The organism is Ensifer sp. YR511 (assembly GCF_900103045.1).
In the GTDB taxonomy this organism is placed as follows: domain Bacteria; phylum Pseudomonadota; class Alphaproteobacteria; order Rhizobiales; family Rhizobiaceae; genus Ensifer; species Ensifer adhaerens.
In genome coordinates, this window is record NZ_FNGR01000011.1 from 16169 (window position 1) to 39122 (window position 22954).

Sequence of the window (22954 nt, forward strand, 5' to 3'; positions counted from 1 at the left end):
AATTGAATTTCGCCGGCGCAGGTGGTGTTGGAGCTCCATGGATCAGTCTTCGCGGAAGGCTCGATTGAGGCTCTCTGCAATCGGCGAGACCATGTAATCGATCGCCGAGCGCGGCTTGTGCACGATCAGCACTTCCGCAGGCATGCCGGGATAGAGGCGGATGTCCGGGTTGGCGGTGAGCGACGCCGGCGCAATGCGGGCGCGCGCCACGTAGTAGGAGACGTTCGACTTGTCATCGACCGATTGGTCGGCGGCGACGTAGCTGATTTCGCCGTCGAGCGGCAAGTGCGAGCGCTGATTGTAGGCGGTCAGCCGGATCTGCGTCTTTGAGCCGATGCCGATGCTATCGATGTCTCGGGTGCCGACATGCATCTCGACGAGAAGCGGCTCGTCCTCGGGGACGATGTCGAGCAAGGGCTGGCCGGCAGAGACCGCGCTGCCGGGTGTGCGCAACTGAATGTTGGTGACGATGCCGGTCTGCGGCGAGCGGATTTCGAGGCGGCTCAAGACGTCCTTGGCCGAGACGAGCCGCTGTCCCACATCTGCAAGTTCGAGGCGGGCCGTCGTGATTTCGCCGGCGATCTCCGACTGGAATTCGTTCTCGATACCGGTCAGCCCGAGTTCCGCTCCGGCTTCCGCCTTTTCGGCCTGGGCCTTGTTGCCGGCAAGCTCACCGCGCGAAGCGGCAAGTTCGCTGAGCTTGGCATCGATCTCGATCAGCTTGGAGCGCTGGGCAAATTCCTTTGCAACCAGCGTCGCGATCGCGGTGCGCTGCTCGGTGATCAGTTCGATCTGGCGGTCGGTCGCTCTGATCTGCTCGGCAAGCGATTTGGCCCTTTCCGAGTACTCTTCGATGGTCTTGCCCTGAACCTCTAGCCGGCCGGCCTTTGCTTCGCGCCGGCGGTCGAAGAAGTTTGTCTCCGCCTTCACCGCGTCGTCGGCAGCGGTTTCCGCGGTGCCCATCAGCTCGTCGGGGAAGTCTATCTGCGCGGCCTCCGTCTGCTCCGCCCTGAGGCGGGCAAGCTTTGCGATCAGACCAAGGCGCCGGCTTTGCAGTGCCTCAAGGTCGGATCGGGCGCGGGTGTCGGCAAGCTTGACCAGCGGCTGGCCGAGCGTGACGCGATCGCCTTCCTGGACGAGGAGGCGGTCGAGGATGCCGCCTTCGAAGTGGCTGACGGTCTTGCGCTTCGAATCGACCACGATCGTGCCGCTTGCGACCGACGCGCTGCTGAGTTCCGTCGAAAACGCCCAGCCGAAGAAGCCGCCGAAGGCGACGAGGATCGTCGTCAGGCCCGCAAGGACCACGCCGCGCAGCGGCGCGGTGGCGCTTCCTTCGGCGTCCGCATCCAGCCCGTGCAGCGGGTGGGGCCGGTCGGGGATCGCGGACAGGTTCGCGCGGTCGTCCTTGGCCACGAGTGTTCGCGCCTCGCGAGAGGCCGGCAGGTTCTGTTTGTTCGTCATGCGGATACGCCTTCCCGTCTCGGCTCGCCGGGTGTCATGGATGCGACCACGTCGGTGCGCGGGCCAAACTGGGTGATGCGCCCGTTTTCAAGAACGAGCAGCTTGTCGGCGGCCTGCATGATCGTCGGCCGGTGGGCGATCATGATGACGATCGCACCGTCGTTGCGCGCCCGCTCGATCGCGCGGATCAATGCGCGCTCGCCGATCGCGTCGAGATTGGCGTTCGGCTCGTCGAGAACGATCAGGCGAGGATGGTCGTAAAGGCAGCGGGCAAGAGCGATGCGCTGGCGCTGGCCGCCCGAAAGCGTCAGGTGTCCATCGCCGACCGGGGTGTCGTAGCCGAGCGGCAGGCGGCCGATCATGTCGTGCACGTCAGCAAGCCGAGCCGCTTCGAGCACTTTTTGGGGTTCGCCTTCCTCCATGCGCGAGATGTTGTCGCGGATTGTTCCTTCGAGCAGCGAAACGGACTGCGGCAGGTAGCCGGTCATCTGGCCAAAGGAAGCGCGTTCCCACAGATAGACATTGTTGCCGTCGAGGAAGACGCCGCCGGTGGTCGGCTTCTGAATTCCGACGAGGAGCCGGGCCAGTGTCGATTTGCCCGCCGCCGAGGGGCCGACGATGCCGAGAACTTCGCCGGGCGAGAGCGAGAAGGAAACGCCCTTGATGATCGGCACATCGAGGCCGGGCGCCGCGTAAACGAGCTTATCCACAACAAGATCGCCCTGCGTGCGCGGCTGCGGCATGGTCTGGCGTACGGCCAGATCCTGGTTCAGCGCAGTCTCTATTCGGCGCCAGCTTGCGATGGCGAGCACCCACTGACGCCAGTTCTCGATCATCGAATCAAACGGGGCGAGCAGGCGTCCGACGAGGATGGTCGTCGCCATCATCGCGCCGGGGGAAATCTCCTGTTTCATCACGAGGATAGAGCCTGTTGCCAGTGCGGCCGCCTGGATCATGAAACGCAGCGAACGGGTGATCGAAGCCATCGCCTTGCTGCGGCTTCCGCTTATTTCCAAAGCGTCGAGCGCGTGCAGCTGTGCGGTGCGCCAGCGAAGGGCGAGTGCTGGCAGCATGCCCATCGCTTCGATCGCCTCGGCATGGCGCAAGCTTGAACCAATTTTCGAAACGGCCTCGATATTGGCTTGATTGGCCTCTTTCATCAGCCGGCGAGTCAGCAAATCAGTCAGCAATCCACAGCATACAAGCAGGGCAATGGAAATGGCGCCAAGAAGGCCGAACATCGGGTGCAGCGCAAAGAGCACCCCGAGAAAGATCGGCGACCAGGCGGCATCGAGCGGAGCGCTGACGGCAGACGTCGTGAGGAAGCTGCGCAATTCCGCAAGGTCCCGCAGCGACTGGGTCGCCCGGGTCAGCCCTTGATCGGCGGCCGCCTGAACGGCGGCGGTCAGCACCGGCAGGTTCAGCCAGCGCACGACCGCACTACCCATCGCCTGAAACGTCAAAGCCCTGATGTATTCGAGCACGCCGTAGATCACGAGCGCGCCGATGACGAGAATCGTCAGCATGGTCAGCGTGTCCATGCTCTGGCTGTTCAAAACGCGGTCATGAACTTGCATCATGTAGAGTGGTGTCGAGAGCTGCAATATGCCGATGCAAGCACTCAGCAGGGCTGCATAAATAAGTGCCAAAACGAACACGCGGCGTGCCTTCAAAATAAGCAGCCGCGGATCGTTTGCTCCATTTTGCGCCTTCTTTGGCCCAATTTGGTTCTTGCTAATCATATTGCCTCGTTTGCTGTCACGCGTGGCGATTTTCTGGATAAGTTCGTTGGGGTCTTGAGGAAGCTATTTTGTTTGTTATCACTTAAATCACAGTGTTGCCGTGATAAGTGTGACACAATAATGGTGGAATGCTCAAGATAGTCGTATTCGGGGGGAGTAAAGGGGGCGAAAAATTGCTTCAAAATTTGAAGTAATTTTTGAATATTGTAGTAATGCTCAGTTGGAGAGAGGGATGAATCAAAGGATTCTCTATCCGTTCGCAGATTTTGGCGGCGCTGTTGCCATCCGCCCCGGGGATGACGCAGTTGGAAGTGCCCCTGAACATGACAATATTGACCAGGAGAGCGAAGCGTCCGTGGTCACATACTTCGAGTTGGCACGGATGATGGAACGGGCCAGCCGGCGCTTTACCGGCCTGTTGCGTGCCGAGCTGACGAAGCTCGGTGTCGACGATATCGGCCCGGCCCAGGCGATGGTCCTTCTGGCGATCGGCGATGCGGAAGTGTCGGTGGCGGAGCTTTTGGACCGTGGCCACTATGTCGGCTCCAACGTTTCCTACTACCTGAAGCAGTTGGGCGACGGAGAGTACATCGACAGGGCCGCCTCCCAGCGCGACCGGCGCTCGGCCCGCATCAAGCTTTCGGAGAAGGGCAAGCAACTCTGCGATGCCCTGCGCAAGGCGGCTGGCGCCTATGAACGTGTCCTCAGCCACGGCGAGCAGGACCGGCGCAATCTCGAAACCGCATTTCAAACGCTGCACCGGCTCGAGCTGGTTTGGGGGAATGCAACGCGCTACGGCATCTGAGATGCCCGCGCACAGGCTGTCCTTTCAACGGCTATAGGCAGGGAATATGCACGTAGCATTTGTACACCGGCGCGGCTTCTGCCAGTTCGCCGCTCTCGCGTCTCATTTGGCGCAGACGGGAAATGAAGTGACACTCGTGACGGAAACCGTGGATCAGCGGATTCCGGCAACGCGCGTCATTCGCCACAGAGCAGAACCCGGCCCGCAGGCCAATTCGCAGATGGCAAGGCACCTCGGTGTGCCTGACCATCATGTCCGGATCGGTCACCGGGTCGCGGAAACCTTCGATGCCATGGCCCGCCAGGGGCAGGTGCCCGACGTTATCGTCGGGCACATCGGCTGGGGCGGCATGACCTTCGTCAAGGATGTGCTGCCGAATGTCCCGGCACTCGGCTATTGCGAGTTTTTCTACCGAGCCGAAGGGGCCGATATCGGCTTTGCCCCCGACGACAAGCCCGACCAGGATACGCGCAAGCGGCTGCGGCTGCGCAACATGGCGCAACTCCTGACGCTTGATGCGATCGATGGCGGCTTCAGCCCGACCCAATGGCAACGGAGCCTTTATCCGGCGGAGCATCGCGCCCGTATCGGCGTCTGCCACGAGGGCGTCGACACTCGCGTCTTCCGTCCCGATCCGTCGGCATCATTGAAGCTTCCGGACGGACGGGTGCTAAAGGCGGGTGATCCGCCGATCGTTACTTTCGTCGCCCGCGATCTCGAGCCCTATCGCGGCTTCCCGCAGGCGTTGGAGGCGGCCGCAAAGGTCGCGAAGCGCCATCCTGATGCGCTTTTCGTTTTCGTCGGCGGCGACGGCGTCAGTTACGGCGCGCCGCCACCTGGTGGCGGTTCCTGGAAAGACTACCTGCTTCAGTCCCTGGATATCCCGGCTGACCGGTTCCTGTTTCCAGGCGTGGTGCCGCATGGCGTCCTGAGGCAGTTGTTCCAGATTTCGGCCGCCCATATCTATCTGACCTATCCTTTCGTGCTTTCCTGGTCGGTCCTGGAGGCCATGGCCTGCGGCGCGCTCGTCATCGGGTCGGATACGGCGCCGATGCAGGAGGTGTTGAGCTCCGGCCGGAACGGCCTCCTCGTGCCGTTCTTCGATACGGATGCGCTCGCGGAGGCGATCTCCGGCGCCTTGCAGCAACCGGAGAAGTATTCCGAGTTGCGTGCAGCCGCCCGCCGCACCGTCGAGCAAAGGTTCCGTCTGGGCGATTGCATTGCACGACAGATGGCATTGCTGGATAAGGCGATGGGAAATCCTGCATCCACTCAAATATTACGGGTCTCATCTGCATAATACTTCAAAACCCGAAGTATTATTTCACGAAAAACGCAAATATAACTTATTGTGCAGTGCAAATAACCTTGATATGCTTTCTCTAGGTCGTTGAATTCGCCGGTTTATTTCGGATCGGCGGATTCAACTACAGAGAGAATTCGGTTGTATTGAGGGTGGCGCGTGCAAGGGTTGGTGTCTTCTGGCGTGAGGTATTCGCAGGCGAAGAGAAAGCTGGTGTTGGCCTCGGATCACGATAGGGCGAGTGTCCAGGGCAGTGGCATCGAGCACCTGGTTCATTTTCTTCCGGCAGGCGATCGGCCTGATGCGACCTTGGAAAACGTGTTTCCATTGATCGGGCTCGCCTTTTCAAGGGAGGGCGAGGCGGATCTGGCCGACGGCATCGTCTCGCTGCGGGCGCTTGGCACCGTCCCGGATATCCCGATCAAGCGCTTGAGCGCCGAGGCCGTCAGCGAAAGTGCGGGGCTCATTCAGGCGCTGGTCGACGGTGGTGTCGGGCGGCTTGCCCGGTTTTCGTCGGCGATCACATCCGAGCTTGCGCTGCTTCGCCGCGAGCGCGAAACGCTGCTTGAAAACTATCGCGCACTCGAAGATGCGTTCCAGGCACGCAACTGGGAGCCGGTCGCCGAAGTCTTTGCGCACGACCCCTATGTCGATCCCAAGGACGAGGGCATCGGCCATCTGATTGCCAATGCCTTTGTCGAACAGCTCCTGCCGGTCTCCAGCCATGGCGTCGCCGGCATCGCGCTTCACTTCAATTCGGTCCCGCGGGATGGCGGCGAACTGGTCGTCGTCTTGAGTTATGTCGAGAGCGGCGAGGGGGTTGCCGAGTGGGCCGTTCCATTCTCGCAGCTCGTTCCAGGCTGGAACTTCTTTGCCCTGCCGCGCACCTGCGGGGGTGGCGCGAAGACCCTGCGGCTGCGCGTTTCGACGACCGGTAGTGAAACGATCGGGCTTTCGCTCGGCTATCCCATCGCCAGTGAACACTACACGGCTCGGTCCGAGACCCGCCACGCCGACCTTGATCTGCGTCCACTAGCGTTCCGCGTCTATACTGGCCTGCCCGGCGTCAAGCCGACGCGTATGCCGAACATGATCGCGCCGACCGCGCTGCTCGACGGCCACTTCATCGAGGACTATCGTCTGTCGGTCGATCTGCTCAGCCAGATCGTCGACGTATCGGTGACGCCGGTCGTCCCGGAATTCCAGACGGTACGCTTTCTCGAACACGAACACGCCGTCGTCTGCCATCCGCTCGCAAATGGCGTATCGGCCGGCGCCGTCGGTCGCGCTGTCGAGCCCGGCACCATATCCTTCTCCGCAAGCGCAGTGGTCGATCATCCCAAGGGCGCCCCGGCGGCCGTCAGCTTCCTGCTCGCTCCAGCGGGCTCGAACGCGCGCTCCGAAGTGGCGGAACTGGCTCGCAAGGGGGTGGTCAAGCCGTCCGCCTTCTTCAGCGGCTGGCGCGAGGTCACCAATGAGCAGCCGATCAACATCAACTTCCAGCTCGACGAGCCGGTGCGCCAGCCCATGGATCTGATGATCCTCAGCCGCGCCGTAACCGACTCGGTCGATTTCTCCTGGCTCAAGGTGTCGGGTTTCCGGATGGTCAAGCAGTCGGGTGGTGCGTCTCATGCACAGCAATAGCGATCCAAGGGACCTCATCGCGATCGCCATGCCGCTCTATGGCCACGCGGCGCTGGCGCTCGAAGCGCTCGAATCCGCGCTTGCATCGGATCTCGAGGGCTGCCGTATTGCCCTCGTCGTTTCGGTCGACGGCGACCCGCGGCAGGAAACCTTCGATCAGCTGTTGCTCTATACCGCGGCCCACCCCGATATCCATGTGGTCTTCGGGCGTAACGCCGGCCCCGGCGGCGCGCGCAACCGCGCCATCAACTACGTGCTCGAAAATCTGTCCGAGGCGAAGGCCGTCTATTTTCTTGACGCCGACAACCGAGTCCTGCCGGGAACGATCGAGACCCTCTATCGGCGCCTGCACGAAAGCGGCGCCGGCTGGGTCTATACCAACATTGACACCTTCTCGGTGAGCTGGCGAGCGCATTACGGCAACCAGTATTCGCGGCTCGTCCACTGCATCACGGACAACATCTGCGACACCGGCTCGATGATTTCGATCGAGGTCTTCCAGGAAGGCGTTCGGTTCAACGACGACCGGCAGAACGGTTTTGAGGATTGGGAGTTCTGGCTTTCCTGCGTCGAGCATGGTTTCGTCGGAACGCCCTGCCACGACACGACGTTCGAATACCGCCTGCGCGCCGAAAGCCGTTTCAAGGAAGCCAACCGCGACCGCGCGACATCCGTGAGCTTCCTCAGAAAGCGCCACAAGGCTCTGTTCCAGCGGCCGATGCTCGTCGATTTCGAGCATGAGGAGTGCCCGCGTTATCTCTTCGCGCGCACCGAAGACGCGGCGATCTCGTTCTTCACCGATCCGACGAAGCAACCGAAGCGGCTGCGCCTCGACGACATCATCCCGGCCTTCTGGGCAAGCACCGGCGAGCCCGACAACGTGCACTTCCCGCCCTTCGTGATGGCCGGCAGCGGTGCGACGATCGATCTGCTTTTGCGCTCGCGCATGCTGCCCAACGTGCTTTGCCACCTGGAGCGCCTGAGTGAGAAAGCCAACGTCGTTTTCGTGCATCTCGGCAACGACGCGACGCAGCGCAAGATCGAGCCGACCTTCCTCGACGCCGGCGCCCAGCATCTTGGCCAACCGGATCTCATCTTCATTTCGACGGCGCTCTTGCGCGACGTCATCCGCAACAATGCGCTCGACTGGTTTGCCTCTATCGGCACGCAGCAGGTGTGGCCGACCTCGGCGGTTCTCAATGTGCGCTTCCCGTTCCCGCGCGCTCTGCCGCGCCGCACGCTGATCACGCCGCAACAGGTGATGATCAACTGCGTCAACGCGATCGCCACCAGTCCGCTTCGCCGCACGGCCGGCCGCCGCTGGACCTGGCGCCCCGCGCGGCTCATGCCCTATTCCGACCTGCACAAGGCCTTGCGAACAGAGATCGGCGGCTCGCCGGTGCTGCCGCTCGGGCACAGCGAAGCCGGTAAGAAGACTGCAGCACTTCTCGTGCCGAACGCGTCGTTTGGTGGCGCCGAGAAGGTCATCTACGCCGCCTCGCGTGAACTTAGGGCTGCGGGCTACGAGACGCATCTGTTCGTGCTCGGCACCAGCCGGATGGACGTGATCGACGAGTTCGATTCGAGCTTCGACTATGTTCACTTCTGGGATCAGGGCATCCCGGCCTGGGGCGGCTCCGGCTCGTTCCTCGGCCAGGATTTCATTGCCGACCATCATGAAGTCGATTGGGGTGCGCTTAAAGGTCAGCTCTCGGGCTTCGATCTCGTCATCAACAACCACGTGATGGCGATGCATCCGCTGATCGCGCGGCTGCGCTCGGAAGGGACACGCACGGCGTGCTATCTGCACGTCGTCGACAACACGCCGTTCAAGCGCCCAGCCGGCCAGCCCTTTGCAGCCATCGCCCACGAGCATTGCTACGACGCCTTCCTCACCTGCTCGGAACAACTGAAGTTCTACCTGCACAGCTTCGGCGTGCCGCTCGAAAAGATCTTTGCCGTTCCGAACGGCGCAAGTTTTTCCGTGCCGCCCAAGGTGCTTGCAGACGTGCTGCAGGTGCGGCGGATCGAGCGCAAGGACGACCGGCTGCGGCTGCTCTACATGGGTCGTCTTGACCAGCAGAAGGGCATCGACCGCCTGGCCGCGACCATTGCAGAGCTGCGTGCGGCGCACGTGTCGTTCGACGCGCGGGCGATCGGTGGCGAGATCCTGGCGGATGCCTCGTTCTCCTGGACGGACCGGCTCAAGGAACTGGGCGTCGACGTGCGCCCACCGGTCTTTGCCAGCCGCGACCTGATCAAGGCGCTCGGCTGGGCCGATGTTCTGATCATGCCTTCGCGCTGGGAAGGTGCCCCGCTGATGATCGCCGAAGCCCAACAGCTCGGGTGCGTGCCGATCGCAACCGCGGTCGGCGCCGTCGACGAACTGATCGTCGATCGCGAGGACGGCATCCTGATCGATGCCTCCTCCGATCCCCAGGTGGTGCGCGACATGGTCAAGGCGATCGCCGAGGTTTCCCGCGATCGCAACCTGCTGGCTCCGATCATGGAAGGGTGCCTGAGAACAGCGGCGCGTCGCGGCTGGGCGAACTCTTTTTCGGAGTTCCTCGGCTGGTGCGACGGCGCCGTGAACAATTCCTCGCTTTCGCGCGCCAAGGTCATCCGGGCGCGTGAGACATCCAATACCGGCGTCGCAGCTGCAGGCTGATTGACCCGTACGACTTTTCAAAGAGAAGGGACTTACGCATGCGTCCAAGAATCCTCCTGACGGGTATTCCTGGTCATTACACGCGCCTCGCAAACGGCGCCAATGGCCTGTCGGTTTCCTATTCGGAACGGCAAAAACAGCCCGAATCCAAGGACGAGTTTCTTCAGGAGCTTCGCAATATCAGCAACACCGGCAACTATCTGATCGGTGAGGGGGCTCTGCGCGCCATCGCGCCGCACGCCAAGCAGATTCCGTTCTGGCATCTTTACAACGCCCACAAGAACGGCACCGGTTTCGACGAATTCAACAACAACTTCGACATCTGCGTGTTCACCTGCGCCAATCTGTTGCGCAAGGGGCTTTCTGCGGATGCCGAGGCTGATGTCTTGAGCAAGCTCAAGATGCCGATCGTCATGCTCGGTATCGGCCACCAGAACCGCAAGGACCTGGAAACAGGCCTGCCGGAGGGGACGAAGCGGCTGCTCGATGTTCTCAAGGACCGTGAGCACTATTTCCTGACCCGCGGCTACGAAACCGCCGGCTACCTGAAGGACCAGGGATTCAAGTACGTCCGGCCAACCGGCTGCCCCTCGGTCTATTTCGCGCCGAACAACATGCGCGCCTCGATGAAGAAGCTGCCCGACGTCAAGATTGGTCAGGCAAAGACCATCTTCTCGGGCTATCTCGGCGCCAATCACGATTGTATCGTCGATGCGATCGCGCTCAACCCGGAAGGCGCCAAGCCCCAATACATCATCCAGGACGAATTCCTGCACTTCGACATGAAGGTCGAGCCGGATGCCGATGGCAGGGTCTTCGATTCCTGCTCGGGCAAGATGCTCGGCGAGCTCGCTTTCCCGGGCGCTGAGCGCCAGAAGGTGCCCTTCGATGTACGCACCTTCTTCGATACCAACATGTGGCGCGCCTGGGCCTCGCACATGGACTTCAATTTCGGCCGTCGTTTCCATGGCTCGATCATCGCCATGCAGGCAGGCGTGCCGAGCCTGATGGTGGCTGTCGACGATCGCATGCGCGAAATGCTGGGCTTTACCGGCCTGCCGTCGGTCGACGTCCAGGAGCTCGAAAAGGCGGAAAACCGGGCGGAGTTCGTTGCCAGCCATCTGGCCGGGCTGAACGCGTCGGAACTGGTCGACCGCTACTCCGATCGCGAACGCAATTTCCGTACGGTGCTGCGCGAGATCGGCATCGGCCTCTAAACCGTGATGCCTCGGACGCGTTCGATCCGAGGCGCTCAATTCATGATGTTCGGGCGGCACGGTGAGGTTTGCAGATCCGCTTCCTCGTGCCGCCCTCCCTCTTCCTCAACTCTGTGGGCCAGTCCACAAACCAGGTGTATCGATGCGTATCCTGCTCACCGGAATCCCTTCCTACCTCCAGCGTACCGTGGCGCGCGTTTCCGGTGCGACGGTTCATCACAAACCATATTTCGACGATATCCGAAGCAAGAAGGATCTGGTCGACCAGGTCAAGAAGATCGCCAACACCGGCAACTACCTGATCGGCGAGGGCGCAGCTTATGCCTTGCGCGGTCATGACGTGACCTATGTGCCGTTCTGGCATCTGGTCAACAGCCGCGGCGCCAACGACGTCTACGATGCCCTGAACAAGGAATTCGACATGTGCGTGTTCGCTTCGGCGAACCTGCTGCGTCCGGGATACTCGGCCGATCTCGAAGCGGATGTGTTCGAGAAGCTGAAGATGCCGGTTCTGGTAATGGGCATCGGCATCCAGAAGCGTGAAGGTCTGAAAGAAAACCTGCCGGCCGGTACGTTACGGTTCCTCGAGGTCTTGAAGCAGAAGGAAAGCTTCTTCCTGACCCGCGGCTACTTCACCGCCGAGTTCCTGCGCGCGGAGGGCATGAAGTTCGTCAAGCCGACCGGCTGCCCCTCGCTCTTCTTCGCTCCCAACGAGATGCGCCACTCCTTGACGTCGCTTGCCAACGCAGACCTTGCCTCGGCACAGAAGCTCGCGCTCGGCGGCTATCTCGGTAGCGTCGCCGACACCATCGTCGATGCCCACGCGCTGCTGAAGCCGGAGAGCGTGGCCAGCTACGTCATTCAGGACGAAGTCGTCGCCTATAACCTCACGCTGCCCGTGGATGACAACGCGCCGGTTTACGACCGCTCCAGCGGCCGCATCACCGGCAAGACCGAATACAAGCATCAGGAAAAATGGCAGCGGCAGAACGAACTGATGGTGTTCTTCGACACCAACCAGTGGCGCGCCTGGTCATCGACCCGGGACCTCTGCATCGGCAGGCGCTTCCATGGCTGCGTCATCGGCATGCAGGCGGGCACGCCCTCGCTGATGATCGCCGTCGACGACCGCATGCGCGAGATGCTCGAATTCATCGGCTTCCCCTATATCGAGGCGGGTGTTTGGAACCGTGAGACGGACAAGAAGGCGCATCTCGCCAACTTCCTGTCGAAGATCGATGCGCAGGCGGTTACCGAACGCTATTCGGCATGCGAGGCGAACTTCCAAAGTGCGCTTAAACAGGTTGGCATTTAATCTGCCCCTGACCCGGGCAGCGCCGTTGGCGCTGCTCCTTGCCGCCCTGGTCTCCTGGGCGGCGCTTTCGCGTGGCGCAACGGCGTTCGCGGGCGAGGCTGCGGCTGCGCGCTACGGCGTCAATCGGCTCAATCTCGCCTGGCTGGAGCGCACGGATCAGGAACGCATCCTTCGCGAAATTGCCGACAGCGGCGCAACCCATGTGCGGCTATCGTTGTCGCGCCCCGTCGACAAAAGCATCGACGCGCTGGAGATTGCCAACCGGCTGGGTCTGCGGATCCTGCTCGAAATCCAGCTGTCGAACAAAAGCTATTATCCGGACAGCGTTCGCCCGCGCACCGGCTTCGGGCGCATCTGGGATATCAACCGGTTGTCCGATCTGGACCTTGATCGTTACCGCGTCGGCCTGGCGTCAGCTCTGCAGCGCATCGATGCCCTTGGCATCCGTCTGGACGCGGTAGAACCCGGAAACGAGATCAACCTCGCCGGCTATAACGGCGACCTCGCCGTCTACGAGAAGTCGGGCCAAGCGACGCCGCGACATCTCGGCGAACTCAGGGATCCCCAGGCGTTCGGAAAAGGTCTCGACAACTACGTCGAGGCGCTGAAGATCACCCGCGACGCCGTAAGAGCGAGCGCCAACAGCAAGGCGATCATCGTCTCTGCCGGGCTCTCCGACATGGGGCCCAAGGAAGCAGACCGGCAGGGGATGGAGCGGCTGGATCCGGGCGAGGTGATTGCCCTTTTGAGGGCGCGGGGCATGGACGCGCTCGTCGATGCCTATGGCATTCACATCTACCCGGCGCGCAAGGATAAGGCTGCAATCACGTCGATCGTCACCAGACTTCTCGATTTCTGCGCGCCTGCCGACCGGGGGCGGCCCTGCTGGGTGACAGAATGGGGGATTGCCAACACGGCGCGCAGCTGCCCCGTCGACGATCGCGAACGCGAAGGGGCGATGACGGCCATGCGGACGGTCTTCGAGCGGTTTTCCGAAGAAAATCGCCTGAAGGCGGCCTACTACTACGACTGGGACACCCAGCAGAACTACCGGCTATGGCGCTGCGGTGCTCTAAGCCCGGCCGGCGCGCTTGCGATCGAACCGGCCAAGGGTGAATGATGCGAGGCATTTTTAGCTGTGAGTTGGATGGAGCGAAGCGCCCTTGTCGATCAGCGCCGCGTTGCGCGGCTCGTCGCCGGTTCAAGCCCCTTGCCGCGGTAGGTGACGGGAATGCCGAGTTCCTCGTGGGTTCGCGCCAGCGTTTCCAGCCAGGTCGCCAGCTCCTCCGGGACCATTTCGTCCCCGGTCTCCATCGCCTCGATCCATGCCAGGTTGCAATGGAGGGCGCTTGCCAGATTGATCGGCGTCCAACGAAGAACGAGAAGGCATTGGGTGAAACGGGCGGGGGTCATCGGTTGTGCTCAAGGTTGCATGTGGAATGGATGAAGCAGGCTTTACACGTGGAAATAAGTCAAGGTGATGACTTGCCGCGGCCAAAAGTCGTGATCTTTTCGTGAGTTAGAGTTGATTGGGCAAAATGCCGCAGTGCAGCATGGAAATGGCGCCTTTCACGCGGCATTTGCCGGGACCGCCTGGACACGATTGCCGCGCCCATGCGACAAAATCGACGAAAATACGGGACTGACCGTCGCTCTCCAGAGGGTTCTCTGCCCCTAGCCGGTGCGAATCGCGCGCCTTTGAGGTTGAATGGCCGCAAATCCAGAGGACCGATTCGGTCCTGGACAAAGCGCTGAGGCGATCAACCGTTGCATGCACCCCTCTATCAGACCGCGATCAACATCGCCGCGAAGGCCGCGTTCTATCTGTCGCTCGCGATGCTGCTGCCGGCCGCAGTCGATCTGTTCTATGGTCATCCCAACTGGAGAGTGTTTGCCGGTTCGGCCTTTGCGACTGGCGGTCTGTCGCTTCTGGCGATTGCCGCCACGCAGGGCGGCTCGCCGCTGTTCAGCCGCAAGATGGGCTTTCTCGTCGTCAATCTTCTCTGGATTGTCGTGTCTCTCGTCGGCGCCGTGCCCTTCTGGCTGTCGTCGCTGAAGCTCGATTTCGCCAAGGCCTTCTTCGAATCGGTCTCCGGCATCACCACGACGGGCTCAACCGTCATCAGCGGGCTCGACCATGCGCCTCCGGGTATCCTTCTCTGGCGCTCGGTTCTGCACTGGCTCGGCGGTATCGGGATCGTGGCGCTCGGGCTCTTCGTCATGCCCTATCTCAGGGTCGGCGGCCTGTCCTTCTTCAAGATGGAGTCCTCGGACACCACCGAAAAGCCCTTCGCCCGCATCGTCACCTTCACGCGCGCCTTCATCCTGATCTATGTCGTGATGACGGTGACGTGCACAATCATCTTCTCCTATCTGGGCATGAGCCGTTTCGACGCGATCAACCACGCAATGTCGACGGTCGCGACCGGTGGCTTCTCCACCCACGATGCCTCGCTCGGCTACTTCAACAGCCTGCCGATCCTCTGGGTCGCAACCTTTTTCATGACGCTGAGCAGCCTGCCGTTTTCGGTGCTCATCCTCTTCATCGTTCGTGGCCGGCTCGATACGCTGAAGGATCCGCAGATCATCGTCTTTCTGTCCTATCTGACGGCACTTGCGCTCGCCGCAAGCCTCTACCAGCGGATCGTCAACGGGGTCTCGGCGCACGAGGCATTGGCGCACGGCTTCTTCACCGTCTCGTCGATCCTGTCGACGACCGGTTTTGCCAGCGACGATTATATGCTCTGGGGTGAGTTCATCGTCGCACTTGCCTTTGCCGCCACCTTCATGGGCGGCTGCTCCGGTTCGACGGCGGGCGGCATGAAGGCCTACCGCTTCATCATCATCTTCAATTCTATCCGCGCCGGTCTTTTCAAGCTGATCTACCCCAATGCGGTCCACACGGTGCGCTACGGCAAGACACTTGTCGACATAGACGTGCAGCGCACCGTGTTCATGTTCTTCACGGCCTACATGTTCATCTGGGCTTTCGGGAGCCTCACCATGGGGGCGATGGGCTATGATCTCGTCACGGCGGTGTCAGCGGTCGCAACGGCGCTTTCAAACGTTGGCGCCGGGCTCGGCCCGATCATCGGGCCGGCCGGCAACTTCTCGACGCTGACCGACCCGGCGCTCTATCTCCTGTCGCTCATGATGCTGCTCGGCCGTCTGGAAATCCTGACGGTCCTGGTCATCCTGACACCGCTCTTCTGGAGGGACTGAGCGACGGGTCGAAACGAGGCGCGCCCTGTCAGGCGGCCTCGGTCTTGCGGCGCGTGCCGGCGCTTTCGATGTAGTACTTCTCATAGCGGTGGCGATAATGCTCGGCACCGCCAAAGTCGCTGTACTTTGCCAGTTCCTGCATGTCGGTCTTGTTGAGGATCACGCCGAGGATCTTGGCATTGATCTGCGGCTCCGAATGCAAGAGGTCGCGCACCAGGCGCGACGGCGTCCGGCCCCATTCGGCGACATAGAGGAAGCCGTCCGCAAGCGGCGCGAAGGCCTTGGCATCGACGACCGGGGCGAGTGCCGCGAGATCGACGACGACATAGTCGAAGGACTTGCGTGCATTGTCGATGAGCTCGGCCATGGCCGGCGACGCAAGCAGCTCATGGCTGTCATACGGGCCGTTGCCGTCCACTGCTTCACCGCCGACCGGCAGGATCGCAAGCTTCGTCTGCTGGTCGATCTTGATGCCCGCCGGCCAGGATGCCTGCCCGGTCAAGGCTTCCACCAGACCCGCCTTCGGCGGCGGATTGATCATCTTGCTCAAACCCGGCTTGCGGATGTCGGCATCGATCAGAAGGGTCTTCTTGCCGCTTGCGGCAAGGAGGGCCGCAAAATTCGCGGCAATGATCGACTTGCCTTCATCGGGCACCGCCGAAGCGATGCCGATGACGCGCGAACCGTTGCCGGTCAGCATACGGTCGCAGGCAAGCTTGGCGTTGCGGAAGGTCTCGGTGAAGGACGAGCGCGGAGCGTCGAGCACGATGCGGCTGAGGCGCTCGAAAGACGGCGCCCCTTGCGTTACCGGCGGCGGCATCTTGTTCTTCATCAGCTTGGCGCGAACGAGATCCGTCGTTCCAGGGTGACGCGGGCCGACCAACGGAATGTAGCCGAACGACCGATGACCGAGGATCGCGCGCACGTCGCCTTCGAGCCGGAATGTCCGCTCGCGAAACTCCTGGAAGGCCGCAAACGCGCCGCCCGCCATCAGGCCGAGCACCGCCGAAAGCGCCAGCACCATCGACTTCTTCGGGCTCGAAGGTGAGGCCGGGACGCCGGCGCTGGAAATCACCCGCGCCTTGGCGATCGGGAAGGAGCGCTGCTGCGAGGCCTGCTCGTAGCGGTTCAGATAGGTCTCATAGAGCGTCTTCAGCGCGGCTGCCCGCTGCTCCAGTTCGCGCAGGTGCACGAGCGAGACATTTGCATTTGCGTTGCGGCCGGTGGTGCCTTCTATGTTTTCTCGCAGCGACGCTTCGCGTGAGCGCGCCACCTCGTATTCGTTGCGGTAGCTTGCCGTCAGCTGCTGCAGTTCCTGGAAGATCTGGCGGCCGACATCGGTTTTCTCCTTGCGCAACGACACGGCCTGCGGATGGTCGGCGCCGAAGCTCTGGCTCACGTCCTGTTCGCGCTTGCTGACCGCAAGGTAGCGCGTGCGTAGATCGCGGATGACCGAGTTGTCACCCTCCTTGGCGGAAATCGTGGCGTTCTTGACCGCCGTCTCCGGTCCCTGGTCGACGATCGCCTGGAATTGCTTGTAGCGCGCCGAAGCGCTTGCGCTATCGGCCTGGGCAATGATCAGCTGGCTGTTGAGATCGGCGAGCTGCTGTTCCGACATGAGTTCGCCGCGCGCAAGCGTCAGGCCGTTTTCGCTGCGGTATTTTTCGACCTCTAGAGACGCGGTCTGCGTGCGCTGCCGAAGGTCTGCAAGACGTTCCTGCAGCCAGACCGAGGCCCGTTCGGTCGCCTCGAAATTGGCGTTGAGCTGGTCGTTGAGATAGGCGTCGGCATAGGTGCGAACGATGCCGGCGGCAAGCTGCGGATCGCTTGAACGATAGGCAAGCGAGACGACGGAGCTTCGCGTCACGCGTTCGACGGCCAGTCCCTGCTGGAGCAGTGCCGCCGCCTTTTGCCTCCGGCCGTTGCGGGCCATATCCTCGGAAATCTCCGGCCCGCTCGAGAAGATGCCCGTAACGGACTTCAGCCCGTCCTTGACGACGTCGAACGGCGAGCGCGGCGGATTGAGGACGGTATCGTTGTCGGCAAGGTTCATCTTGTCGACGACACGCAGGGCGAGTTCGCCGGATTTCAGGATTTCCACGGCGCTGGCAATCTGGGTGTCGAGCAGGGCGCTGTTTTGCGGCGGCGCCTGTTCTTCGGCAAATTTCGACAGGTTCTCGTCGAGAAGGACCTGCGTTGCCGATGTGTAGAGTGGTGTTGCGAAGACCAGGTAGGCGACACCGAGCGCGATGAAGAGCGCCACAAACAGGCCGACCATTCTGGCGCGACGCAAGACGACCGAAAACAGACGATCGAGGTCGATGAAGCCGTCGGGCTCCTCCACGTTGCGCGGTACGACACTGTTGAAGGGGAGACTTCTTTGATTCATTGGGTCGCTCTGTCCGTTTCCCTTTGGTCCGAAGGCTGGCGCCTCTTCTTTTCAAAAGAGGCGCCGAAGCCAGTTATGCGGCGCGGATGCGGCCTTCGTGAGACAGGACCATGTCCTTGACCGAGGCATAGACCGCGTCGCCGAGATCGGAACGCGCCAGCGCGAAGGCGACATTGGCCGCGATGAAGCCTTCCTTGGAGCCGCAGTCGAACGTGCGCCCGTCATAGGGATGGGCGTGAAACGCTTGATTTTGCGACAGTTTCAGCATGCCGTCGGTCAACTGGATCTCGTTTCCCGCACCGCGAGGCTGATGGGCGAGTATGTCGAAGATCTGCGGCTGCAGGATGTAGCGACCGTTCAGATAAAAATTGGACGGGGCCTCGCCCATAAGCGGTTTTTCAACCATTTGGGTGACTTCGAAGCCATAGGGGACGGCCGCACCCTTGCCGACGATGCCATATTTCGAGGTATCTTCCGGAGCGCATTGCTCGACGCCGACAACGTTGCCGCCGGTCTGACGGTAGAGGTCGACAAGACCGGCCATGCAGCCGCGTCCGCCGTGGCAGAGCATGTCCGGCAGGAGCAGTGCAAAGGGCTCGTCGCCGATGAGATCGCGGGCGCACCAGACGGCATGGCCGAGGCCGAGCGGCGCCTGCTGGCGGGTAAAGCTGACGGAACCGGCGCGCGGCAGCATCTGCTCCAGTTCGGAAATCTGGGCGTTCTTACCGGAGCGGGTCAGCGACGAGATGAGTTCAGGCGTGTCGTCGAAGTGGTCTTCGATCGCCTGCTTGTTGCGGCTGGTCACGAAAACGATGTGCTCGATGCCCGCTTCACGGGCTTCATCGACCGCATATTGCACGACCGGACGATCGACGATCGTCAACATCTCCTTCGGTATCGCCTTCGTCGCGGGAAGAAACCGCGTTCCATTGCCGGCGACCGGGATCACAGCTTTCCTGACGGTCCTGATACGGTCCATGGTCTTATCCTTTACTTACGTGTGGGCTTTCGCCCGAGGTGGGTCGTTCGGCCGCCACCGTCGAGGTGGCAGGCTTCATGCGTGCGATTGGCGCAAAGAGCCGGCGCAATCGCACGGCGATCGGCATTCTGAGGTGCCGAAGCGCTCTGGGGTTGGTCAGAGCCACCTGGGTAGCTCCGGCCAATGATCTGGATTTCAGGTGTTCGACAAGGCGAAGGAAGGCGTGCGCCTCGACGAGGCTTTTCTGGCGCCGGCGCTGCATCGCCAGCGCCTCGGCATCGAGCGTGTGCCTGGCAAGGAATTCCCGGTCGGCCGTCATCATCGCGTCGATGTGGCGCAGTTCGAGCACGCGCGAAATCGAGCCCTCGCGGATGTGATAGCAATAGCCGGCCGAGGGATCGATGACGCATCGGCCGCCATGGGCAAGCGCCGAGGCGAGCAGGATGTAATCCTCACCGATGCGGATCGTTTCCTCGAAGTGCAAGCGATGTTCGTTCAGAAACCGGCGCTCAAAGATCGGCTTCATGTAGCCGAAATTGAAGGTGGAGCGGAAAAGCACGTTGGAACCGATGAAGGCCGCAAGCGTCAGCGTCCGAAGGCGCTCAAGCTCGGCTTCGGGAAACATGCGCTCCAGCCGCCCATCGAGATTGAGGACGTCGATGTTGTCGACCACAATCGAAGCTTCGGTCGAGGAAGCAAGGCCGATCATGCGCGACAGCCGCTGAGGGCTAACCGTGTCGTCCGCGTCAAGAATGGCGATCCAGTCGCCACGGGCCGCTTCGAGACCGGCATTGCGCGCGCCGCCGGGCCCGCGGTTCTCGGCAAGTCGCAGCAGCCGCACGCGCGGATCAGCGAGTTCTTCGACGACCGCACAGGTCTCGTCCTTTGAGCAATCGTCGACGACGATCACCTCGACGTCGACGCCCTTCTGCGCAAGCGCACTGTCGATGGCGCGTTGGATCGTGTCGGCAGCATTATAGGCCGCGATGACGAAGCTGACGTCGGGCGCGCGTTGCGTCATCAAGCGGTCGCCGCTCCGTATTGCTGGAGTTCGCGCACACCAATGAGGCCGCTGACGACGCCCGCATGCATGATTGCGCGAAGCGCGTAGCGCGAGCGAGCGACCGGCGATCCGAGCAGCATAAGACTTGCGATGGCGCAATAGCCTGATTTCGCCGTCGCGCGGACGATTTCGGCAACTCGGCTGCCGGCTTGGCCCGGTTCACTCAAGAGCCGGCCATGGGTTTGGCCGGAACGGAAACGACGCTTTGCAAGCCAGGCAAGTCGCGCGCGTTTCTCCGGTACCGGTTCGAAGACCAGCGCATCGGGCGCATAGGCCAGACGCCCACCATCCGCATGCATGTGGCGGAAGAACTCCGTATCCTCACCGCCGGTCTGCCCGAGCGCCAGATTGAACCGCCTGTTGAAGACGACCGGGCGAGTGAGATCGATCAGAACATTGCAGGTGTAGCCCGTGCGGATCTCGCCATCGACCCAGACCGGCCGGGTTGAATGAAAATCGCCGCGGCGCATCCAGTTCGGGGCAGACAGCGTGTATTCGGCACGAACCGGGCCGAGCACGACATCGGCGCCGGTCGTTAGCGCGGTATCGAGCAATTGCACGAGCCAGGTCCTCGACACCGTCTCGTCGTCGTCGACGAAGGCGAGATAGTGCCCGGTGCTGTTGTCGAGACAGGCGTTGCGGGCGATGGAAATGTTCGACGCCGGGCAATGCACGTAGAGGATCTCGCAAGGCATGGTCGGGCGCATCTGGTTGACGAGCGCCTCCGCACTCGGCGTCACGTCATTGTCGGCCACGATAATGCGGATCGCCACATCGGCAGGCACGGTGATGAGCGCGAGGGAATGCAGCGTTTCTGCAAGCTCCGGCCGGCGAAACGTGCACACCGCTATGTCGATCTGTGTCCGGGCGACGGTGTTGGTCATGGTGCCACCCTCCGGTTACGCGTGGTGAGCAATTCCCGCCAGAAGCCGGCCGACCAGGCAAAATGCATGACCATTGCCGAGATGGCCGCGAGCGGGCCGTAGGGGTTCTTCTGGCCGAGCGCCATCCACATGCCGTAGCCGATGCAGGCCACAGCCCAGAGCACGACCGGAACGACCGCAAGCCAGCTGACGACCGCGAGCAGTGCGCCGACAGCGACCGGAGCGACGGCAAGCGGCAGCAACTGCCTGAGGCTCGGCCAGGCGCGATGCTTCAACACATTGCGCGCGCGTCCGCGCCCATAGGCGAAGTACTGGCGGAAGAGCGGCCCGACCTTGGCGCGGGGGTAGTAGACCATGCTGGTCCGGTCGGTCATCCAGATGCGATAGCCCGCCTGGCGGAAGCGATAGTCGAACTCCGCGTCTTCGTTGTGGCTGAAGATCTCGTCGTAGCCGCCGATCGCCTGGAAGGCGGAAATGCGCATCAGTGCATGGTGACCGTGATCGGCCCAGTGGCTCGCCGCGCCGAGACGGTGCTTGGCGCCGCCATTGCCGAGCTTGGAATTCTGGGCGTAGGCCGTGGCCTTCTGGAAGGGCGTGAAGCCAACCGTCTGCATGGCGACGACGACGGAGTCCGCGCCGGTCAGAAGAGCCTCCTCGACGAGGCGCTCGCAATAGTCATCCGGATAGGTGCCGTGCGCGTCGATGCGGATCATATAATCGAAATCGGTGCCATGGCGTGCGACGGCGAGATTGATCGCAGCACTCTGGATGCGTTTCGGATTGTCGAGCACCAGCACGGCCGGATCCGCCTCGGCGAGACGCGCCGCGATCTCACGGGTGCCGTCGGTGCTGCCGCCGTCGGCGATCAGGATGGCGCCGTTGAGGCGCCTTGCCGCGGGTAGCAAGGCTTCGGCGAGGCCCTGCAGATGTTCCGCCTCGTTGAGGCAGGGAATGACGATGAGGACACGTATGCTCATGACAATCCACCTTCGTTTTGGGGCGTTGAGGTGTTTTGATGTGCTTGCGGGAAGTCCAGCGCGATGCGCGGCGGAGCGGCGGACGTGACGGCCGACAGACGGCGCACGAGGCCCTCGCAATCGCTGCGATTGAAGATCCAGGTTTCCGGCGCGCAGGCCGCGATCCGCCGGGATGTGGCGTCGTAAATCTCGGAGGTCAACGAACCCATGAGCGCGGCAAGCGCGTCGGCATCAGCTTCTTCGAGCAGCACGCCAAGGCCACGTATGGCCAGAAACCGCGCGGTCTCGGTGCCGCGAAGCGCAATCGGCACCCGCCCGAAGCGGCAGCCTTCATAGAGCCGGTTCGGGAGCAGCCATTTGGAGTTCTGACCTTCCTCGAAGAAGTCGATCGCCCAGGTGAAGTGCACGTCGGAGTAGATCGCGCCAAGCTCTTCCGGGCTGCGATAGGGTCCGTGGAACGTCATGAAAGGTTCGTTGCGGATGAAGCCGTCGAAGTCGTCGAACTCGCGATAGGCCGGCCGGCCGCGTAGCACGATCTCGAAGCGACCCTCCATGCGGCGCGAGAAGGCCGCCAGCAGCGCAAGTGATTTGCGGCAGCGCAGAGCACCGAACCAGCCAATCCGCCATGGGCCATGTGTCGGTGCGGCGGCAGCGGTCACCGATGGTCGCGCATCGGTTTCGTCGAGCTCGAGTACTTTGTTCTCAAGCATCATGGTCGGTGCCGAGATACCCGATAACGGGCGGAAATAGTTCTCGACGAAGGCGGGAGAACTGGTGATCAAAAGGCGCGCGTCACGGCCGAGCAGGCGCTCGCTTGTCCGCAACGCCTTGCCAGCGATGCCGGGGGAAAGGAGTAGGCGGTGAATGTCGAGGCATTCGTAGACGATTGGGACGTCGCCGCCGAAGAGGCTGACGGCCTTCCTGGCGATGGCCAGCATGTCGAGGTTGCGGGCTATGATCAGGTCTGGACGTTCGACGCCGCGCAGCGCCTGCTTCAGCGAGAGACAGCTCTTCGCGATCGCACCGACGCGCTGGACGAACCGGCCATCATGGGTGTTGCCGAGCTCGACAGGTACGATGCCCTCGATCGCCGCCAGCGGGTTTGCGTCGCGCCTGAACCCGGCAAGCGTCACCTTTGCGCCGCCGGTAAGCAACATCAGCACGCGTCGGCGAACGGCGGGGTCGGCAAGATCCTGGGCGAAGTAAAGTATCTGCAGCATGAACATCCAGTTTTCTGTCCGGCTGCGCCGGACATGGTTCAAATTTTGCGCCTTGCAGCGGCGAG

The 22954-nt window shown here is 62.1% G+C and carries 17 protein-coding genes; 8 read left to right on the forward strand and 9 right to left on the reverse strand.

Going from position 1 to position 22954, the window contains the following annotated elements; genetic code table 11:
* Positions 1-42 precede the first annotated feature (42 nt).
* Positions 43-1461, reverse strand: a complete 1419-nt coding sequence (locus BLU15_RS19180; protein ID WP_090297186.1) for an HlyD family type I secretion periplasmic adaptor subunit — start codon at positions 1459-1461, stop codon at positions 43-45.
* On the reverse strand, positions 1458-3203 hold the full coding sequence (locus tag BLU15_RS19185; protein WP_090297188.1) for a type I secretion system permease/ATPase: 1746 nt from the start codon (positions 3201-3203) through the stop codon (positions 1458-1460). The genes BLU15_RS19180 and BLU15_RS19185 overlap by 4 nt, the downstream gene beginning before the upstream one ends.
* 232 nt (positions 3204-3435) lie before the next feature.
* On the opposite strand from BLU15_RS19185, the gene BLU15_RS19190 reads away from it, so the two are divergent.
* From BLU15_RS19190 to BLU15_RS19220, 7 genes are all read left to right on the forward strand, one after another.
* Positions 3436-4008 carry a MarR family transcriptional regulator gene (locus BLU15_RS19190; protein WP_060521069.1) on the forward strand — a complete coding sequence of 191 codons (573 nt, stop codon included), beginning with the start codon at positions 3436-3438 and terminating at the stop codon, positions 4006-4008.
* Positions 4009-4054: 46 nt separating this feature from the next.
* Positions 4055-5308: a glycosyltransferase family 4 protein gene (locus BLU15_RS19195; protein ID WP_090297191.1), complete on the forward strand. Its 1254-nt coding sequence runs from the start codon at positions 4055-4057 to the stop codon at positions 5306-5308.
* A 174-nt stretch (positions 5309-5482) separates the two neighbouring features.
* A complete protein-coding gene (locus tag BLU15_RS19200; protein ID WP_162251902.1) occupies positions 5483-6955 on the forward strand; it encodes a DUF6212 domain-containing protein in 1473 nt (490 codons plus the stop codon).
* Entirely contained in the window at positions 6942-9623 is a 2682-nt protein-coding gene (locus tag BLU15_RS19205; RefSeq protein WP_090297194.1) for a glycosyltransferase, read from the forward strand. The genes BLU15_RS19200 and BLU15_RS19205 overlap by 14 nt, the downstream gene beginning before the upstream one ends.
* Positions 9624-9661: 38 nt before the next feature.
* Positions 9662-10840 carry a polysaccharide pyruvyl transferase family protein gene (locus BLU15_RS19210; protein WP_060521073.1) on the forward strand — a complete coding sequence of 393 codons (1179 nt, stop codon included), beginning with the start codon at positions 9662-9664 and terminating at the stop codon, positions 10838-10840.
* Positions 10841-10982: 142 nt separating this feature from the next.
* A complete protein-coding gene (locus BLU15_RS19215) occupies positions 10983-12155 on the forward strand; it encodes a polysaccharide pyruvyl transferase family protein (protein WP_060521074.1) in 1173 nt (390 codons plus the stop codon).
* 46 nt (positions 12156-12201) lie between these two features.
* Positions 12202-13275, forward strand: coding sequence for a glycoside hydrolase (locus BLU15_RS19220; protein ID WP_371589962.1), 1074 nt, complete (start codon positions 12202-12204; stop codon positions 13273-13275).
* 50 nt (positions 13276-13325) lie between these two features.
* Here the strand turns inward: BLU15_RS19220 and BLU15_RS19225 are convergent, their stop codons facing one another.
* Positions 13326-13568 carry a hypothetical protein gene (locus BLU15_RS19225; protein ID WP_034798024.1) on the reverse strand — a complete coding sequence of 81 codons (243 nt, stop codon included), beginning with the start codon at positions 13566-13568 and terminating at the stop codon, positions 13326-13328.
* Between the two features lie 354 nt (positions 13569-13922).
* Between BLU15_RS19225 and BLU15_RS19230 the strand changes: the two genes are divergently transcribed.
* Complete coding sequence (locus BLU15_RS19230; RefSeq protein WP_090297198.1) at positions 13923-15377, forward strand: TrkH family potassium uptake protein; 1455 nt, start codon at positions 13923-13925, stop codon at positions 15375-15377.
* A 28-nt stretch (positions 15378-15405) separates the two neighbouring features.
* Here BLU15_RS19230 and BLU15_RS19235 read toward each other — a convergent pair whose 3' ends face one another.
* The 6 genes from BLU15_RS19235 to BLU15_RS19260 form a co-directional block, all read right to left on the reverse strand.
* The gene (locus tag BLU15_RS19235; protein ID WP_090297199.1) at positions 15406-17766 is read right to left on the reverse strand and encodes a polysaccharide biosynthesis tyrosine autokinase; all 2361 of its coding nucleotides are present in this window, start codon (positions 17764-17766) and stop codon (positions 15406-15408) included.
* Positions 17767-17839: 73 nt separating this feature from the next.
* Entirely contained in the window at positions 17840-18745 is a 906-nt protein-coding gene (locus BLU15_RS19240) for a UTP--glucose-1-phosphate uridylyltransferase (RefSeq protein WP_060610494.1), read from the reverse strand.
* A gap of 4 nt (positions 18746-18749) precedes the next feature.
* Positions 18750-19766: a glycosyltransferase family 2 protein gene (locus tag BLU15_RS19245; protein WP_090297202.1), complete on the reverse strand. Its 1017-nt coding sequence runs from the start codon at positions 19764-19766 to the stop codon at positions 18750-18752.
* A complete protein-coding gene (locus BLU15_RS19250) occupies positions 19766-20692 on the reverse strand; it encodes a glycosyltransferase family 2 protein (RefSeq protein ID WP_060610500.1) in 927 nt (308 codons plus the stop codon). The genes BLU15_RS19245 and BLU15_RS19250 overlap by 1 nt, the downstream gene beginning before the upstream one ends.
* On the reverse strand, positions 20689-21669 hold the full coding sequence (locus tag BLU15_RS19255; RefSeq protein ID WP_090297203.1) for a glycosyltransferase family 2 protein: 981 nt from the start codon (positions 21667-21669) through the stop codon (positions 20689-20691). The genes BLU15_RS19250 and BLU15_RS19255 overlap by 4 nt, the downstream gene beginning before the upstream one ends.
* Positions 21666-22889: a glycosyltransferase family protein gene (locus BLU15_RS19260; RefSeq protein WP_060610847.1), complete on the reverse strand. Its 1224-nt coding sequence runs from the start codon at positions 22887-22889 to the stop codon at positions 21666-21668. The genes BLU15_RS19255 and BLU15_RS19260 overlap by 4 nt, the downstream gene beginning before the upstream one ends.
* Between the last annotated feature and the right edge of the window lie 65 nt (positions 22890-22954).

What these genes read in the sequence shown, in the direction of transcription:
- BLU15_RS19210 (WP_060521073.1), top strand. Translation starts at nt 9,662, where the DNA reads ATGCGTCCAAGAATCCTCCTGACGGGTATTCCTGGTCATTACACGCGC.
- BLU15_RS19225 (WP_034798024.1), bottom strand. Translation starts at nt 13,568, where the DNA reads ATGACCCCCGCCCGTTTCACCCAATGCCTTCTCGTTCTTCGTTGGACG.
- BLU15_RS19215 (WP_060521074.1), top strand. Translation starts at nt 10,983, where the DNA reads ATGCGTATCCTGCTCACCGGAATCCCTTCCTACCTCCAGCGTACCGTG.
- BLU15_RS19255 (WP_090297203.1), bottom strand. Translation starts at nt 21,669, where the DNA reads ATGAGCATACGTGTCCTCATCGTCATTCCCTGCCTCAACGAGGCGGAA.
- BLU15_RS19240 (WP_060610494.1), bottom strand. Translation starts at nt 18,745, where the DNA reads ATGGACCGTATCAGGACCGTCAGGAAAGCTGTGATCCCGGTCGCCGGC.
- BLU15_RS19260 (WP_060610847.1), bottom strand. Translation starts at nt 22,889, where the DNA reads ATGCTGCAGATACTTTACTTCGCCCAGGATCTTGCCGACCCCGCCGTT.
- BLU15_RS19205 (WP_090297194.1), top strand. Translation starts at nt 6,942, where the DNA reads ATGCACAGCAATAGCGATCCAAGGGACCTCATCGCGATCGCCATGCCG.
- BLU15_RS19245 (WP_090297202.1), bottom strand. Translation starts at nt 19,766, where the DNA reads ATGACGCAACGCGCGCCCGACGTCAGCTTCGTCATCGCGGCCTATAAT.
- BLU15_RS19235 (WP_090297199.1), bottom strand. Translation starts at nt 17,766, where the DNA reads ATGAATCAAAGAAGTCTCCCCTTCAACAGTGTCGTACCGCGCAACGTG.
- BLU15_RS19185 (WP_090297188.1), bottom strand. Translation starts at nt 3,203, where the DNA reads ATGATTAGCAAGAACCAAATTGGGCCAAAGAAGGCGCAAAATGGAGCA.
- BLU15_RS19180 (WP_090297186.1), bottom strand. Translation starts at nt 1,461, where the DNA reads ATGACGAACAAACAGAACCTGCCGGCCTCTCGCGAGGCGCGAACACTC.
- BLU15_RS19190 (WP_060521069.1), top strand. Translation starts at nt 3,436, where the DNA reads ATGAATCAAAGGATTCTCTATCCGTTCGCAGATTTTGGCGGCGCTGTT.
- BLU15_RS19250 (WP_060610500.1), bottom strand. Translation starts at nt 20,692, where the DNA reads ATGACCAACACCGTCGCCCGGACACAGATCGACATAGCGGTGTGCACG.
- BLU15_RS19195 (WP_090297191.1), top strand. Translation starts at nt 4,055, where the DNA reads ATGCACGTAGCATTTGTACACCGGCGCGGCTTCTGCCAGTTCGCCGCT.